General features: G+C 54.3%; 14 protein-coding genes. 2 read left to right on the forward strand and 12 right to left on the reverse strand.

Going from position 1 to position 14,407, the window contains the following annotated elements; translation table 11 throughout:
• Positions 1-46: 46 nt before the first annotated feature.
• The 4 genes from EVJ24_RS04135 to EVJ24_RS04150 all read right to left on the reverse strand — a co-directional run bounded on the left by EVJ24_RS04135 (position 47) and on the right by EVJ24_RS04150 (position 3,070).
• A complete protein-coding gene (locus EVJ24_RS04135) occupies positions 47-838 on the reverse strand; it encodes a transporter substrate-binding domain-containing protein (protein ID WP_071397701.1) in 792 nt (263 codons plus the stop codon).
• A 183-nt stretch (positions 839-1,021) separates the two neighbouring features.
• Complete coding sequence (locus EVJ24_RS04140) at positions 1,022-1,363, reverse strand: DUF952 domain-containing protein (protein WP_131439831.1); 342 nt, start codon at positions 1,361-1,363, stop codon at positions 1,022-1,024.
• Between the two features lie 59 nt (positions 1,364-1,422).
• Positions 1,423-1,851 carry a BrxA/BrxB family bacilliredoxin gene (locus EVJ24_RS04145; protein WP_070327072.1) on the reverse strand — a complete coding sequence of 143 codons (429 nt, stop codon included), beginning with the start codon at positions 1,849-1,851 and terminating at the stop codon, positions 1,423-1,425.
• Between the two features lie 34 nt (positions 1,852-1,885).
• Positions 1,886-3,070 (reverse strand): class I SAM-dependent methyltransferase, encoded by a 1,185-nt coding sequence (locus tag EVJ24_RS04150; protein WP_070327071.1) that lies wholly within the window; start codon positions 3,068-3,070, stop codon positions 1,886-1,888.
• A gap of 99 nt (positions 3,071-3,169) precedes the next feature.
• On the opposite strand from EVJ24_RS04150, the gene EVJ24_RS04155 reads away from it, so the two are divergent.
• Positions 3,170-3,946: a sporulation protein gene (locus EVJ24_RS04155; protein ID WP_131439833.1), complete on the forward strand. Its 777-nt coding sequence runs from the start codon at positions 3,170-3,172 to the stop codon at positions 3,944-3,946.
• Positions 3,947-3,987: 41 nt separating this feature from the next.
• On the opposite strand, the gene EVJ24_RS04160 is transcribed toward EVJ24_RS04155, so the two are convergent.
• The 8 genes from EVJ24_RS04160 to EVJ24_RS04195 form a co-directional block, all read right to left on the reverse strand.
• Positions 3,988-5,301 (reverse strand): dihydrolipoamide acetyltransferase family protein, encoded by a 1,314-nt coding sequence (locus EVJ24_RS04160; protein WP_131439835.1) that lies wholly within the window; start codon positions 5,299-5,301, stop codon positions 3,988-3,990.
• Positions 5,302-5,312: 11 nt separating this feature from the next.
• A complete protein-coding gene (locus EVJ24_RS04165; RefSeq protein ID WP_070327068.1) occupies positions 5,313-6,290 on the reverse strand; it encodes an alpha-ketoacid dehydrogenase subunit beta in 978 nt (325 codons plus the stop codon).
• On the reverse strand, positions 6,290-7,288 hold the full coding sequence (locus EVJ24_RS04170; protein ID WP_131440098.1) for a thiamine pyrophosphate-dependent dehydrogenase E1 component subunit alpha: 999 nt from the start codon (positions 7,286-7,288) through the stop codon (positions 6,290-6,292). Before EVJ24_RS04170 ends, EVJ24_RS04165 begins: the two co-directional genes overlap by 1 nt.
• A gap of 23 nt (positions 7,289-7,311) precedes the next feature.
• Positions 7,312-8,721 carry a dihydrolipoyl dehydrogenase gene (gene lpdA, locus EVJ24_RS04175; protein WP_131439837.1) on the reverse strand — a complete coding sequence of 470 codons (1,410 nt, stop codon included), beginning with the start codon at positions 8,719-8,721 and terminating at the stop codon, positions 7,312-7,314.
• Positions 8,705-9,796, reverse strand: coding sequence for a butyrate kinase (gene buk, locus EVJ24_RS04180; protein WP_131439839.1), 1,092 nt, complete (start codon positions 9,794-9,796; stop codon positions 8,705-8,707). Before buk ends, lpdA begins: the two co-directional genes overlap by 17 nt.
• A gap of 1 nt (position 9,797) precedes the next feature.
• The gene (locus EVJ24_RS04185; protein WP_070327065.1) at positions 9,798-10,919 is read right to left on the reverse strand and encodes a Glu/Leu/Phe/Val family dehydrogenase; all 1,122 of its coding nucleotides are present in this window, start codon (positions 10,917-10,919) and stop codon (positions 9,798-9,800) included.
• A 24-nt stretch (positions 10,920-10,943) separates the two neighbouring features.
• Positions 10,944-11,840, reverse strand: coding sequence for a phosphate butyryltransferase (gene yqiS, locus EVJ24_RS04190; RefSeq protein WP_131439841.1), 897 nt, complete (start codon positions 11,838-11,840; stop codon positions 10,944-10,946).
• A 122-nt stretch (positions 11,841-11,962) separates the two neighbouring features.
• Positions 11,963-13,600: a sigma 54-interacting transcriptional regulator gene (locus EVJ24_RS04195; protein ID WP_131439843.1), complete on the reverse strand. Its 1,638-nt coding sequence runs from the start codon at positions 13,598-13,600 to the stop codon at positions 11,963-11,965.
• Positions 13,601-13,732: 132 nt separating this feature from the next.
• Between EVJ24_RS04195 and EVJ24_RS04200 the strand changes: the two genes are divergently transcribed.
• Entirely contained in the window at positions 13,733-13,981 is a 249-nt protein-coding gene (locus EVJ24_RS04200) for a DUF2627 domain-containing protein (RefSeq protein WP_016510497.1), read from the forward strand.
• Positions 13,982-14,407 lie beyond the last annotated feature (426 nt).

The raw sequence follows: 14,407 nt of genomic DNA on the forward strand, positions 1-14,407 counted from the left end.
TCCTAAAAAAGGCTGACTGATGTTTTCAGTCAGCCTTAATCCATAATTATTCAGCTGGTGCTGCTTCTTCTTCGAACCATTTTTGAGCTAACTTCTCGATTTCTCCTGATTCGATCAATTTGTTCAACTCTTCGTTGAACTGATCGCGGAGCTCATCGTCTTTACGGAAAGCCGCGGCCGAGCCGGCTTCTTCTTCGTCAACGATTTCAAACGTCGCTAGTTCGCTGTCTTGGTCGAGGTACTTCTTCGCGACCGTATCTTCGATGACCATTGCGTCGATGCGGCCTGTCTTGATTTCTTGAATGATCTCAGGGATTTTGTTCAAGGCGACGATTTCCGCTCCGGGGATCTGGTCTTTGGCGATCCCTTCTTGGATCGAACCGAGTTGGACGCCGACTTGTTTCCCGTCTAGGTCTTCAAGCGTTTGAATCGCGTCGCCTTTTGATAAAATCAAGTTTTTCGCCGTAAAGTAAATATCTGTGAAGTCGGCGTTCTCTTTCCGCTCTTCAGTCGGTGTCATGCCCGCCATGACGAAATCGACACGTCCAGCGTTCAAGGCCCCGAGCAAGCTACCGAAGTCCATATCTTCAATTTTCAATTCATAGCCCATGTTGTCGGCCACTTGTTTGGCGATGTCGATATCGAATCCGACGATTTCGTCACCGCTCGCCGTATCGACGAACTCATAAGGGAAGTAGTCCGCGCTCGTCCCCATGACGAGGACTTTGTCGTCTTCCTCATTCGTCGACGATGACCCGCCTTCATTGACGTCGGCGCCACAGGCGACCGAAAATGCAGCCAGTGCTGCGATACATAATGCTAGAAGACTTTTTTTCATGTTCATTTTCCCCTTTTCAATAAGATGGAATTGTCAGAACTTTAACAAAATTATGACATATTTGTTTTTCTGTCTCAATAGTTCTTTCGCTCTTCATATGTCTGACTTGTTCTTCAACCACTATATACACATAATTATTAATTGTAAAGTATATTCATGCATAAAAACCAAAAAAAAATACGGTCACATCCGCTCGTAAGCGAAATACGTGACCGTACCATTATCTGTCGACCCATAAGGTTGCACCCGTTTCACCGATGTGATCGGGATGGCGCTATACACGTGCGGATAGCGATCTCCGTCCTCATCTAGCTCGTAGTGGAGCAAGCTGCCGAGGCGCCCAATATGAAACGAGACGAGCACGACCCGCTCCCCATGATAGTGGCGCCTCGCGACTTTACTGATCTGTTGCGGGGTGCAGCAACGAACGTATCCTTCCGTTTGGAGCGATTCTTCGTTGATCTCACCTCGCGACAAGGCGATCGCATATTCCGCCTCACTCATGATTTTAATGACTGGTTCCATTCGATCGATCCCTTCTTAAGGAAAAGCGCAAAGGCAAAGCCTTTGCGCCCACACATTGATTACGCGTAATAAATATCGAACAACGTCTGTAACTGTTCGACGAGCTCTTCAGCCGTCGACGACTCGATCGTGCTCCGTTCGACCATCGTGACGATGTTACCATCTTCGAGTAGCGCGATCGATGGTGACGACGGGGCGTACCCTTCGAAATACTCACGAGCCCGGTCCGTCGCTTCCCGGTCTTGCCCGGCGAAGACAGTGACGAACTGATCCGGTTTCGTGCCTTCCATCTTGTTCACGTAGGCCGCCGCCGGACGAGCGATCCCGCCGGCGCAACCGCATACCGAGTTGACGAGCACGAGCGTCTTGCCTTCTTTTTTCAGTGCCGCATCGACTTCTTCCGGTGTCGTCAGTTCGGTGTATCCTGCTGCCCGTACCTCATTGCGTGCCTGTTCGACTACATCTTGAAAGTATAATTGAAAATCCATATTGTTTCCCCTTTCGACTTTCGTCTTATCTTTCTTATTTTACGTCTTGTGGATCGGTTAGGACAAGTCTATCGCTCAACTGACCTTCAAGGAACGGGTCCGCACCGAGTAACGACTTGAACGCTTTGTAGCGGACGCGCTGCTCTTCGGTCGCTTCGCGGTTCGTCAAATAGGCGCGGATCAAAATATTTTTTGGTGTATGTTCCATGTCGATAAATTCGAGCAACTGCGCTTCATAGCCGACGAGACCGAGCAGTTCGGCCCGGATCGAATCGGTGGCGAGCGCCGCGAACCGTTCCTTGACGAGGCCGTGTTGAAGCATGACGTCGAGGCTCGGCGCCTCGAGTTGCCGGTTCAGTTCTTTCTGGCAACACGGCACGCTCAAGATTACTTTCGCCCCCCAGCGGACCGCTCGCGCGAGCGCCATGTCGGTCGCGACGTCACAAGCATGGAGCGTGACGACCATATCGACCGCCGACTCGCCTTCAAATTCATTGATGTCCCCAACGAGAAACTCGAGCCGCTCGTAGCCGAGGTCGCGGGCGATCCCGGCGCACTCCTCGATGACTTCCTTCTTCAAATCGAGCCCGGTGATGTGTACGTCATACCCTTTCATCTCATGCAAGAAATGGTACAAGGCGAACGTCAGATACGATTTGCCCGAACCGAAATCGAGAATCCGGACAGTCCGGTCGGTCGGGAGGTATTTGATCGAATCCTCGATGAACTCGAGGAACCGGTTGATTTGTTTAAACTTATCGTACTTCTGACGCTTCACTTTCCCATCTGCCGACTGGACGCCGAGGCGAATCAGGAACGGGACCGGCTCATCGACCGGCAACACGTACTGCTTTTCGCGGTTGTGCGTCAGTTTCACTTGCTTCACGTCCGTTGGCCGCTCTTTATACGTCACTTTAAACTTTTTCGAGAGTTGGAAATGGAGCTCGGTCGCTTTCAGCTGAAACTGTCCTTGCCGGAAGTTTTCGAGCAGCTGTCCAAGCTCTGCGATCGCTTCTTCCGTACGTAAATTTTTATGTTTCATAACGCGCTCAAATTGGTATTCAAACTGTATGTGGTACTCATCTTTCAACAATACCGGCTTCAGTTTCACCCGGCGTAAATCGCTCGATTTTTGACGTGGTTGACTGATTGTCGCCGTCACGAGCTCTCCATCTTCAATCAGACCGTTGAGCCGTTCCATCAAATCTGTATATTCCACTTGATTCATCCTTTTTTTAAGTAGTTGCGAAACTTTTTAAACGTGCATCCGTACATACTATTACACGAACACGTGCAAACGTCAAAGGAGGATCACCATATGTTTAAAAAGTTACTTTCATCGATTGGAATCGGGGCCGCGACTGTCGATACGCGCCTGGCGGAGAACAGTTGTGTTCCCGGCGGTACGCTCGACGGGGTCGTCCACATCAAAGGCGGCAACGTCGAACAATCGGTCGACCGTATCTACATTTTCTTCAATACGCTCTACAAGCACGAGGTCAATGACAAGACGACCTATTCGACGTTCACGATCGAAAAAATCCTGTTGAACGAGGCACCGTTCATGATCGGACCGGACGAAGTGAAAGAGATCCCGTTCACGATCGAGGTGCCGTTCAACACACCGATCTCCGTCAGCCAGTCGAAGACATGGATCGAGACCGGCCTCGATATCGCCCAAGCGGTCGACCCGAAAGACGAGGACTCGATTCTCGTCAAACCGAACCACAAGCAGCAAGTCATCCTCGACGTGCTCGACGATATCGGTTTCCGGCTAAAAAAAGCCGACACCGAGATGCTGCCGGCCAGACATCGCTCGGGACGACTCCCGATCGCTCAAGAGCTCGAGTATTCGCCGAACGGCACAAGCTTCGGACGCCGGCTCGATGAACTCGAGGTCATCTTGCTCCAAGACGAGACGAGCCTTGACTTGTTGATCCAAGTCGACAAGAGCGTCCATAGTTTAGGCAGTCTATTCGCCGACTTAACCGGGACCGACGAATCGACACATCGGCTCAGCTACTCACAGGCCGACTTGTCTTCGCCTGAACGCATTCGTCGCGACCTCGAGTCATTGATTGAACGGTCAATTTAACAAAAGGAGCCACGGACATGCGTCCGCGGCTCCTTTTTGGATCAATAAAGTGTGTACGTGTTCGGGTCGATTGATTCGAGCGCCTGTTTGATCGCCTGTAAGAACTGTCCGGCGACGAGACCGTCGAGAACGCGGTGATCGACCGACATGCACAAGTTGACCATGTCGCGTGCTGCGAACATACCGTTCACCCAGACGGGACGCTTCACGATCGATTCGACCGAGAGAATCGCCGCTTGCGGGTAGTTCAAAATCGGGGCCGATTGGATCGATCCGAAAGCGCCCGTATTGTTGATCGTGAACGTGCCGCCACGCATCTCGTCGGCTTTCAAGCGGTTCGCGCGGGCCCGGCCGGCGACGTCTTGAAGCGCGACGGCGAGCCCTTTGATGTTCTTCTCGTCTGCATGCTTGATGACCGGGACGTAGAGCGCATCGTTCGCCGCGACGGCGACCGATAGATGGATATCCTTGTGGACTTTGATATGGTCCCCGGCCCACTCCGAATTCATCATCGGATGTTTCTTCAGACCTTCGACCGCAGCCTTCATGAAGAACGGCATAAACGTCAACTTGACGCCTTCCCGTTCGAAGAACTCATCTTTCAATTTGGCGCGCGCCTCGACGAGGTTCGTCACGTCGACTTCGATCATGAGCCACGCATGCGGTGCCTCGTGCTTCGAGCGGACCATGTTGCTCGCGATCGCTTGACGGACACCCGCCGTCGGGATCATCTCGATGCGGTCTGACGATTCACTCGGTGTCGAAGCGGTCATTGGCGCGACGACAGGATTCGTGACGGTTTCTGGCACATCGAGCTTCACTTGCGTCATCGTCTCTTGAACCGGTACTTGCGTCGCCGGTTCCGGTTGGCGCGGACGACCTTCCGATAAGTAACGAAGGACGTCTTTCCGCGTGATCCGGCCACCGAGTCCTGAGCCGTCGAGTTGATCCAAATCGATATCATTCTCACTCGCGAGACGGATGACGGCCGGTGAGAAACGCCCGTTCGCGCTTCTATTACGCGGCGGCGCGGAAACTGGAACGGTCGCGACGACCGCAGCCTGTTCCGGCTGCTTCGTGTCTTCAGTTGTCACTTCGGCGGGCTCATCGGTAGCGCTTGCGACTTCCATCGTCAAGACCGGCGTGCCGACGCTAACGGTATCGCCTTCACCAATCAACAGCTCTTTAATGATCCCAGCACTCGTCGCCGGAATCTCGGCCGTCACTTTATCGGTCATGACTTCAGCGAGTGGTTCATACTCTTCGACCCGGTCGCCCGGCTTGACGAGGAATGTCGTGATCGTCCCTTCGGTCACACTTTCCCCGAGTTGTGGCATCTTGATCGTCTGTTCCATAAGACCCCTCCTTAAAACGCAGCGAGCTGACGGGCCCGCTCCGCAATTTTTTCAGGGGATACGATGAAATACTTCTCCATCGGTGGCGCGTACGGCATCGCCGGCACGTCCGGCCCTGCCAAGCGTTCGATCGGCGCATCGAGTTCAAACAGCGCTTTCTCGGCGATGATGGCTGCAACTTCCCCGATGATGCTGCCTTCTTTGTTGTCTTCGGTCACGAGCAGGACTTTACCCGTCTTCTTGACGGCTTCGACGATCGCGTCTTGATCGAGCGGATAGACCGTGCGTAAATCCAAAATATGCGTGCTGATCCCTTCCGCCTCGAGCGTCTTCGCGGCTTCTTGGGCCATATGGACACAGAGGCCGTACGTGATGATCGTCACGTCGTCGCCTTCGCGTTTGACGGCGGCCTTGCCGATCTCGACCGTATAGTCGTCAGTCGGTAAGTCCGCCTTTAACAAGCGGTACGCCCGTTTATGCTCAAAGAACAGGACAGGATCGTTCGAACGGATCGCCGCCTTGAGCAGTCCTTTGGCGTCGACCGGGTCGGACGGGATGACGACTTTCAAACCAGGCGTCGAGTTGAACATACCCTCGACCGACTGTGAATGATAGAGCGCGCCATGGATCCCGCCCCCGAACGGCGCCCGGATGACCATCGGACACGTCCAGTCATTGTTCGAACGATAACGGATTTTCGCCGCCTCGGACACGATTTGGTTGACGGCCGGCATGATGAAGTCGGCGAACTGCATCTCGGCGATCGGCCGCATCCCATACATGGCCGCACCGATCCCGACGCCTGCGATCGCACTTTCAGCGAGCGGAGCATCGATGACACGGTCCTCGCCATACTTTTCAATCAAGCCTTGCGTCGCCCGGAAGACACCACCGCGGACGCCGACGTCCTCACCGAGCACGAACACGTTCTCATCGCGTTCCATCTCTTCATGGATTGCTTCATTGATCGCTTCAATAAACGTTTTCATCAGTTATCCCCCTCGTACACGTGGTCCATCGTCGATTCAGGTGCCGCGTAAGGCGCCTTGTCGGCATACGTCGTCGCCTCGTTCACTTCGACGTCGACTTTCGTCTCGATGTCTGCGAGTTCGGCCTCGGTTGCGATGCCGTCTTCGAGCAATCGCTTCCGGAACAGCTGAATCCCGTCGCGGTTTTTCAGTTCGGCGAGTTCTTCTGACGAGCGGTACGCCTTGTCATCGTCATCCGACGAGTGCGGCACGAGCCGTTCGACTTCCGCCTCGATCAACGTCGGACCTTCTCCGCGGAGTGCGCGGGCGCGCGCCTCTTTCACGGCGACGTAGACGGCGATCGGGTCTGTCCCGTCGACCGTCACTCCTGGCATCCCGTATCCTTTCGCCCGGTCCGAGACGCGCTCGCAGGCGAGTTGCTTCGACAGCGGTACCGAGATTGCGTACTTGTTGTTCTCACAGAACAAAATGACCGGAAGTTTATGCACGCCGGCAAAGTTTGCCCCTTCGTGGAAGTCCCCTTGGTTCGACGAGCCTTCACCGAACGAGACGAACGTGACGAGCTCTTCTTTTTTCAGTTTGGCCGCAAGTGCGACACCGACCGCGTGCGGCACTTGTGTCGTCACCGGAGACGACCCCGTCACGATGCGAAGTTGTTTCGAGCCGAAGTGACCTGGCATTTGCCGCCCGCCCGAGTTCGGGTCTTCCGCTTTGGCGAACGCCGACAACATCAAGTCACGCGCCGTTTGACCGAAATGCAAGACGACGGCGACGTCCCGGTAGTATGGAAGGATGTAGTCGGTCCCTTTCTCGAGGGCGAACGCCGCCCCGACTTGGGCCGCTTCTTGTCCTTGACACGAGACGACGAACGGGATTTTCCCGGCCCGGTTCAATTTCCACATCCGTTCATCGATTTTACGGGCCCGGACCATCGTCTCAAACATCGCGGTGAGGTCTTGTTTCGACAAGCCGAGCTCTTCATATGAATTCACAGTCATTTGTTCCATTTTCTGTTTCCTCCTTAGGCGTGAATCGGTAACCCGTCCACGGCGAGCGCCGCTTCTTGGAATGCTTCGCTCAGTGCCGGGTGCGGGTGGACGAGCTGACCCATCTCCCAAGCCGTCGCGTTCAAGACGAGGGCGAGCCCGCCTTCCGTAATCAGTTCTGTCGCTTTCGGTCCGACGATGTGGACTCCGAGCAGGTCGTCAGTGTCCGAGTCTGAGATCAGCTTGACGAATCCGTCGGCTTGTCCTTCGATCCGGGCTTTTCCGAGTCCATTGAAACGGTACGTCCCCGTCTTGACAACGTGTCCCGCTGCTTTTGCCGCCTCTTCGGTCAATCCGACCGATGCGACTTCGGGTACACCGTACACACAGCGCGGGATGACGTTGTAGTCGAGCGGTGTCGGTTCTTGACCGAGAATCACTTCGACCGCTTTGACACCTTCAGCTGACGCGACGTGGGCGAGCTGGAGTTTACCGATGCAGTCACCGATCGCAAAGATGTGACGTTCTTTCGTCCGATATTGCGAGTCGACTTGGATGACGCCGTTCTCGACGATGATCGACGTGTTCTGCAGCCCGAGGTCTTCAGTATTCGCGATCCGACCGATCGAGACGAGCACACAGTCGACCGTAAGTTGTTCGTCACCGACCGCGAGCGCGACATCGTCCGCTGACACGGTCGTCCGTTCCGGGTCGACCGTCACATTTTTCTTCACACGCACGCCGCGCTTCTTGAGCAGTCGCTCGACTTCTCGCGAGACGGCCTTGTCTTCGAGCGGTAACAAACGTTCGCCGACCTCGATCAGCGTCACGTCGACATCGAGGTCGATCAGCATCGACGCCCATTCGACGCCGATGACGCCGCCTCCGATGATGGCGATGGACGTCGGCAACTGCTCGAACCGGAGCAAATCGTCTGAATTGAGGATGCGCTCATGATCGAACGGCAACCCTGGGAGCTCCCGGGGGATCGATCCCGTCGCAATGATCAACTGGTTCGGCAACAACAGCTCCGACTCGCCGGTTTCATCCTCGACCGCGACCGTTCCCGGCTGGGGCGAGAAGATGCTCGGTCCCAAGATTGAGGCTTTGCCGCGGAACACTTCGATTTTCCCTTGCTTCATCAAGTGCTCGATGCCTTTCTCAAGGCCGGAGACGAGCTCTCGTTTGAACGTTTGTGCCCGTCCCATGTTGAACGTGACCGCCCCGACTTCTACGCCATACGTTTCGCCATGTTTCGCCGTTTGATAGACGTGTGCTGCCTTCAAGAGCGCTTTTGTCGGGATGCAGCCTTTATGTAGACATGTCCCGCCTAGTTTTTCCGCCTCGACGATCGCGACGCGCTTACCGGCCTGCGCCGCTTTGATCGCGGCGACGTAACCACCAGGTCCGCCGCCGATGACGATGACATCAAATTCTCGTGCCATGTGTATCCCCCTCATATGCTTTTACAGCTTCTTCTTGCCGGATGATCCGAAGGGCCCCTTCCGTGAGCGCCTTCAATTCATCCTCACCCGGATAGACGTGGACGGGTGCCAAGTAGCCGACCCGGTCTTTGATCTTCCCAGTCAGCCAATCCGAGTAGGCGATCCCGCCCGTCAAGATGATGGCATCGACGTTCCCTGACAGCGTGGCCCCGTGCTTGGAGATTTCTTGGGCGACTCGATACGCCATCGTCTCATAGAGAAGTGCGGCCTTATCGTCACCTGCCGTCATCCGGTCTTCGATCTCGATGGCGTCGACCGTTCCGAGGTGTGCATACAATCCACCGCGACCGACGATTTTCTGTTTCATGTCGTTTTTATTATACCTGGTACTATAACATAGTTCTACTATCTGTCCAACAGGAATCGAGCCGGCTCGTTCCGGTGCGATCGGACCGTCCCCATCGAGTCCATTGTTCACATCGATGACGTTCCCGGACGCGTGCGCCCCGACCGTGATGCCGCCCCCGAGATGCGCGATAATCAAGTTGAGCTCATTGTAATCGCTTCCATTTTCTGCGGCGAAGCGCTTGCCCACGGCTTTTTGATTCAAGGCGTGGAAGATGCTCCGTCGATTGATTTCTGGCATGCCCGTCGCTCGAGCGAGGTCATGCATCTCGTCGACGACTACCGGGTCGACGATAAAATTCGGTACTTGAAATAATTCTCCGAGCTTATAGGCGATCAAGCCGCCCAAGTTGGATGCGTGTACGCCGTAGCGCCCGCTCGTGAGATCTTCGCGCATGAGTTCATTGACGGCATATGTCCCCGAAGTCATTGGGGCGAGCAGTCCGCCGCGACCGACGATCGCCGACAACGATTCGCCGGCGATGCCTGATTCAATTAACAAGTCCCGTACTTCTCGCTCCCGGTGAGGCAATTGTTCCGGGAGTGACAATCCTGTGACATCTTCTCCGTGGCGGACCGTTTTCGACAAAATTTCGTCTGAGCCCTCAAATAAACCGACTTTCGTTGACGTCGATCCCGGGTTGATCGCTAGAACGAGTTGTCTCGTCATGTTAGCGCCCACCTAACAGGCTCTTTTCGACTTTCAAGAACTGGCTGCGCGAACGCGACATCATCTGGATACGCTCTTCGGCCATCTTCTCTGCCGCGACGTGAGTCGGTACCCCGTCCCGTTCAGCGATTTCGAACACACGCTGCATGTTGTCATAAATTAAGTCGACTTTCTTCATGGCCCGCTCGCGGTTGTACCCTTCGAGCTCATCGGCCACATTGATGACACCGCCTGCGTTGATGACGAAGTCTGGTGCGTAAAGGATGCCTCGCTCCTCTAACACGTCGCCGTGACGGTCTTCAGCGAGTTGGTTGTTGGCCGCACCGGCCACGATTTGAGCTTTCAGTTGTGGGATCGTCGCATCGTTGATGACCGCACCGAGCGCACATGGCGCGAAGATGTCACACTCGACCGCATAAATCTCATCCGGTTTGACGACTGTCGCCCCAAAGTCCGTCTCGGCCCGTTTGAGCGCGTCTTCGTTAATGTCCGTGACGATCAGATGCGCACCTTCCTCGTGCAAGTGGCGGCACAAGTTATAGGCGACGTTCCCGACACCTTGGACGGCGACCGTCTTGCCGGCGAGCGAGTCGGAACCGAATTTCCACTTCGCTGCCGCCTTCATGCCGCGATAGACACCGTACGCAGTAACAGGAGACGGGTTGCCGCTCGAGCCGAACGCTGGGCTGACGCCCGTCACGTAGTCGGTCTCCATATGGATGAAGTCCATATCGGCGACGGTCGTGTTGACGTCTTCGGCCGTGATGTAGCGGCCGCTGAGCGACTGGACGTAGCGGCCAAAGGCACGGAACAATGCTTCCGATTTGTCCGTCTTCGCGTTCCCGATGATGACGGCTTTCCCGCCGCCGAGGTTGAGTCCCGCCGCCGCATTCTTGTATGTCATCCCTTTAGCGAGACGTAGCACGTCTGTGAGCGCCTCTTCTTCTGATGTATAATTCCACATCCGCAGTCCGCCGAGGGCTGGTCCGAGTGTCGTATCATGAATCGCGATGATTGCTTTCAAGCCTGATGCTTGATCTTGACAAAATACGATCTGTTCATAGTCCTCAGCCTGCAATACGTCAAAAATTCGAAAGCGTGGTTCCATGTTTGTTTCCATCATTTTTTATTCCTCCTGAGTCATCAGTTATTTTTTAGCGTGCAATAGAGCGAACGCGAGCGAATAAAGTTTCGCCTCGGCCGTATCGGCCCGGCTCGTCAAGACGACGGGGGCACTGGCCCCGACGACGATCGCCGCGACGCTGGCCCCGGCGAAGTACATGATCGATTTATAAAGGACGTTGCCGACCTCTATGTATGGAACGAGCAATAAGTCGGCTTGTCCGGCCACTTCACTAGCGATCCCTTTTTGTTTGGCGGCAATCATGTCGACGGCGTTGTCGAGTGCGAGCGGTCCGTCGACGACGCAACCCTTGATTTGACCACGCCGGTTCATCTGGGCAAGGAGTGCGGCGTCCATCGTCGCGGTCATTTGCGGATTGACCACTTCAACTGCCGCGATTGCAGCGACACGCGGCAACTCGTAACCGATGTCTCGCATCGCGCCGACCGCGTTATGAATGATATCGACTTTTTCTTCGAGCGTCGGAGCGATATGGATCGCTGCGTCGGTCACACCGATCAACCGCTCCCGATTTGGAATTTGGAACAAGGCGACGTGGCTTAGCGTCCGGCTCGTCCTGAGTCCCGACTCCCGGCTGAGCACCGCCTTCATGAAGACCGAGGTCGACACCATTCCTTTCATGAGAACATCAGCCTCGCCGTTGCGAACCGCAAGTGTCGCTCGTTTGGCGATATCGGCGTCTCCCTTGACGTGCAAAATATCGATCGTCGACTCGGCAATGTCATGTTCATCACACAAGCGTTTAATCTCCCGGGCGTCACCGAATAGGATAAATCGTGACAATCCATGGTCGGTCGCAAGCTTGACGGCGCGGATCACTTCCACGTCGGCCGCCCCGGCGATCGACACGGTACATCCATCTAACCGTTTTGCCCGTTCGAGCATCCTGTCAAAGTTCATCGTTGTCCCCCCTAACCTGTCTACACTTTATATTATGCAAGTTTGTTTCCATTTTTGAAAGCGCTTTAAACAAGAGGTCGCCCTGCAATATATTACACAGTAAGCAAAAATATGCATGCATATTACTGCAGACGTTCAAGTTTATTATACAGCGTCCGGATCGAGATGTGTAACCGTCGCGCTGCTTCTGATTTGTTCCCGTCAGCTTCAGCGATCGCCCGGTCGATCAAATCTCGTTCATAGCGAGCGACGGCGTCTTGAAGCGATACGGCTTCGACTGATCGCGCCGTGACGGTCCGTGTCGATAGTTGAAGGTGATGGGGAGCAATCCATTGCTCAGAACTTGCCATATAAATCATCGCCCGGCCAATCACATTCTCAAGCTCACGGACGTTCCCTTTCCAGTATTGACTCTTTAATAGTTCGATCGCAGCTTGATCGACCCCGTGGACGAGTCGACCGTACTCTTGATTCAGTTTACGGATGATCCGCTCGCAAAGCGGCTCGATCTCTTCAAGCCGGTCACGGAGCGGTGGGATGTGGATCGGCATCCGGTTGATCCGATAATATAAATCCTCACGAAACGTCCCGTCCGCCACTTTCTGTTCTAAGTTCGCGTTCGTCGCCGCGATGATCCGGACATCGACCGGGATCGCGTTCGTGCCCCCGACTCGAACGATTTCATGTTCTTGGAGGACACGGAGCAGCTTGACTTGAACGTCGACCGGGAGTTCGCCAATCTCGTCTAAAAACAAAGATCCACCGTCCGCCTCCTCGAAATAGCCGACTTTCCCGCCGCGCCTTGCCCCGCTGAACGCACCGTCCTCATACCCGAACAGTTCGCTCTCTAACAGCGTCGGCGAGATGGCTGCACAGTTGACCCGGACAAACTTTTTAAACTTCCGCGGCGATTCGCCGTGGATGGCGTGGGCGAACAGTTCTTTGCCGGTGCCGGACTCGCCGCGTATGAGCACGGTGACCGGCGTGAGTGCCGCTAGGCGGGCTTGTTCGATGACAAAGCGCATCGCTTCGCTTGTCGCAATGATATCTGTAAATTGATATTTCGCCTCCAAGTTGCGAATCCGCGTCTTCGCTTCCTTCAACTCATCACGCAACGCCCGAATTTGGGACACGTCGCGAATGACGCCGACGGAACCGCGCAGCTTCCCTTCGACCACAATAGGTTCGGCGTTGACGAGGATGTCTCGGCGCGTCGCCCCGATCTGCATCCGAACATCACGTACGCCTTGACCGGTCGATAAAACTTTCAAGTGCACGCTCTCCTGCATTCCAATGTCGGCCGTCGCCGGTTTATCAACGACATCTTCTTTTTTAAATCCGGTCAAGCGGGTATAGGACGGATTGATTAAAATCGTATTCCCGTTATGGTCGGCGACCGAGATCGCCTCGCTCGTACAGTCGATGATCGCTTCGAGCATCTGTTGGTTCTGCTTCAGCCGTTCGACGACGATTCGGATAAACTCGCCTGGCAGCACGACCGCCTCCGAAAAATGGTCCTTCAGTTCAATGAACGTCTCGCTCTGTCCGGTCGTCTCGATCACAAAGTCGACTTTTTTGTCGGCACACGCGCGCCAATCGCTCGAAGTCTGGATCCCCCAACTCCGTGCCAGCTTCAATCCTTCTGCCTCTATGTCCGAGTCGATGACGGCAGCGACGGTGACAAGCGGGGAATCAAGGAGCATCTTGAGCACCTCGGTCCCGCCTTTCCCCGCTCCGACAATCAACAATCGTTTATTCATTTTTAAAATCCCCCATTTTCCTAATCTATATTCATGCTACTCAACCGCCTTCCTTTTCGCAACTCTTCGAAAAAGGCAGTGTTTCCGCTCTCGTTTTCTGTTAAAATAATGAGTGGAAAAGGAGGAGATACTATGCGTGTGATCGCGCTTCTGATCCTAATCATCCCAGGCCTATTCGGCGTTTACGGCATCAAGCTTTTACGTGACAGCTTCTTTTTAAAAACGAGTGCCCCATTCACATGGATCGAGTCGGTTGCTGCAGCATCGATGTTGCAAGGAACGTTCGGTCTGTTACTGGCAATGGGCGGTATCGGTTTCGTTGCAGGATATATCTTTAATCGCGACAAGAAGACAGGAAAAGTCCCACGAATAGATTCTTGAACACACAAAAAAAAGGTTCCCTAACTTGACTTCATTTCAAGTGCGGAACCTTTTTATTCATATTGAATTGTGATCACTACGGATGATCTCCTTTCATACTTGCTATACTGCTTTGACATGAGATCCAATGGTCTTCTTAATGAAGAAGTTTGAAAGAAATTAGTAACTGCCGTCTTGCGTGAACGGAAACTTACTTCTTCGAGTTACTAACAAATGTTCATCGGGTCATGTCCAACCATCCATTGTGAAGTCGAACGCTTGCCATGAGATGTTCAACGATTGACAACACTCCTTTTGGTCAACTGAACGATTCGTTTTACCCTGACATGGGTCCCTAGCTTCGAACCGATGTCGGAATCGTCTCGCAAATGAGCGAATGTCGCGACCTCTCGTCGGAACAATAACGATTTGAGATGTCGTTCGCAC

The sequence above is a fragment of the Exiguobacterium sp. SH1S21 genome, assembly GCF_004337175.1.
Classification (GTDB): domain Bacteria; phylum Bacillota; class Bacilli; order Exiguobacteriales; family Exiguobacteriaceae; genus Exiguobacterium; species Exiguobacterium aurantiacum_A.

What these genes read in the sequence shown, in the direction of transcription:
- EVJ24_RS04135 (WP_071397701.1), bottom strand. Translation starts at nt 838, where the DNA reads ATGAAAAAAAGTCTTCTAGCATTATGTATCGCAGCACTGGCTGCATTT.
- EVJ24_RS04140 (WP_131439831.1), bottom strand. Translation starts at nt 1,363, where the DNA reads ATGGAACCAGTCATTAAAATCATGAGTGAGGCGGAATATGCGATCGCC.
- EVJ24_RS04145 (WP_070327072.1), bottom strand. Translation starts at nt 1,851, where the DNA reads ATGGATTTTCAATTATACTTTCAAGATGTAGTCGAACAGGCACGCAAT.
- EVJ24_RS04155 (WP_131439833.1), top strand. Translation starts at nt 3,170, where the DNA reads ATGTTTAAAAAGTTACTTTCATCGATTGGAATCGGGGCCGCGACTGTC.
- EVJ24_RS04160 (WP_131439835.1), bottom strand. Translation starts at nt 5,301, where the DNA reads ATGGAACAGACGATCAAGATGCCACAACTCGGGGAAAGTGTGACCGAA.
- EVJ24_RS04165 (WP_070327068.1), bottom strand. Translation starts at nt 6,290, where the DNA reads ATGAAAACGTTTATTGAAGCGATCAATGAAGCAATCCATGAAGAGATG.
- EVJ24_RS04170 (WP_131440098.1), bottom strand. Translation starts at nt 7,288, where the DNA reads ATGACTGTGAATTCATATGAAGAGCTCGGCTTGTCGAAACAAGACCTC.
- lpdA (WP_131439837.1), bottom strand. Translation starts at nt 8,721, where the DNA reads ATGGCACGAGAATTTGATGTCATCGTCATCGGCGGCGGACCTGGTGGT.
- buk (WP_131439839.1), bottom strand. Translation starts at nt 9,796, where the DNA reads ATGACGAGACAACTCGTTCTAGCGATCAACCCGGGATCGACGTCAACG.
- EVJ24_RS04185 (WP_070327065.1), bottom strand. Translation starts at nt 10,919, where the DNA reads ATGATGGAAACAAACATGGAACCACGCTTTCGAATTTTTGACGTATTG.
- yqiS (WP_131439841.1), bottom strand. Translation starts at nt 11,840, where the DNA reads ATGAACTTTGACAGGATGCTCGAACGGGCAAAACGGTTAGATGGATGT.
- EVJ24_RS04195 (WP_131439843.1), bottom strand. Translation starts at nt 13,600, where the DNA reads ATGAATAAACGATTGTTGATTGTCGGAGCGGGGAAAGGCGGGACCGAG.
- EVJ24_RS04200 (WP_016510497.1), top strand. Translation starts at nt 13,733, where the DNA reads ATGCGTGTGATCGCGCTTCTGATCCTAATCATCCCAGGCCTATTCGGC.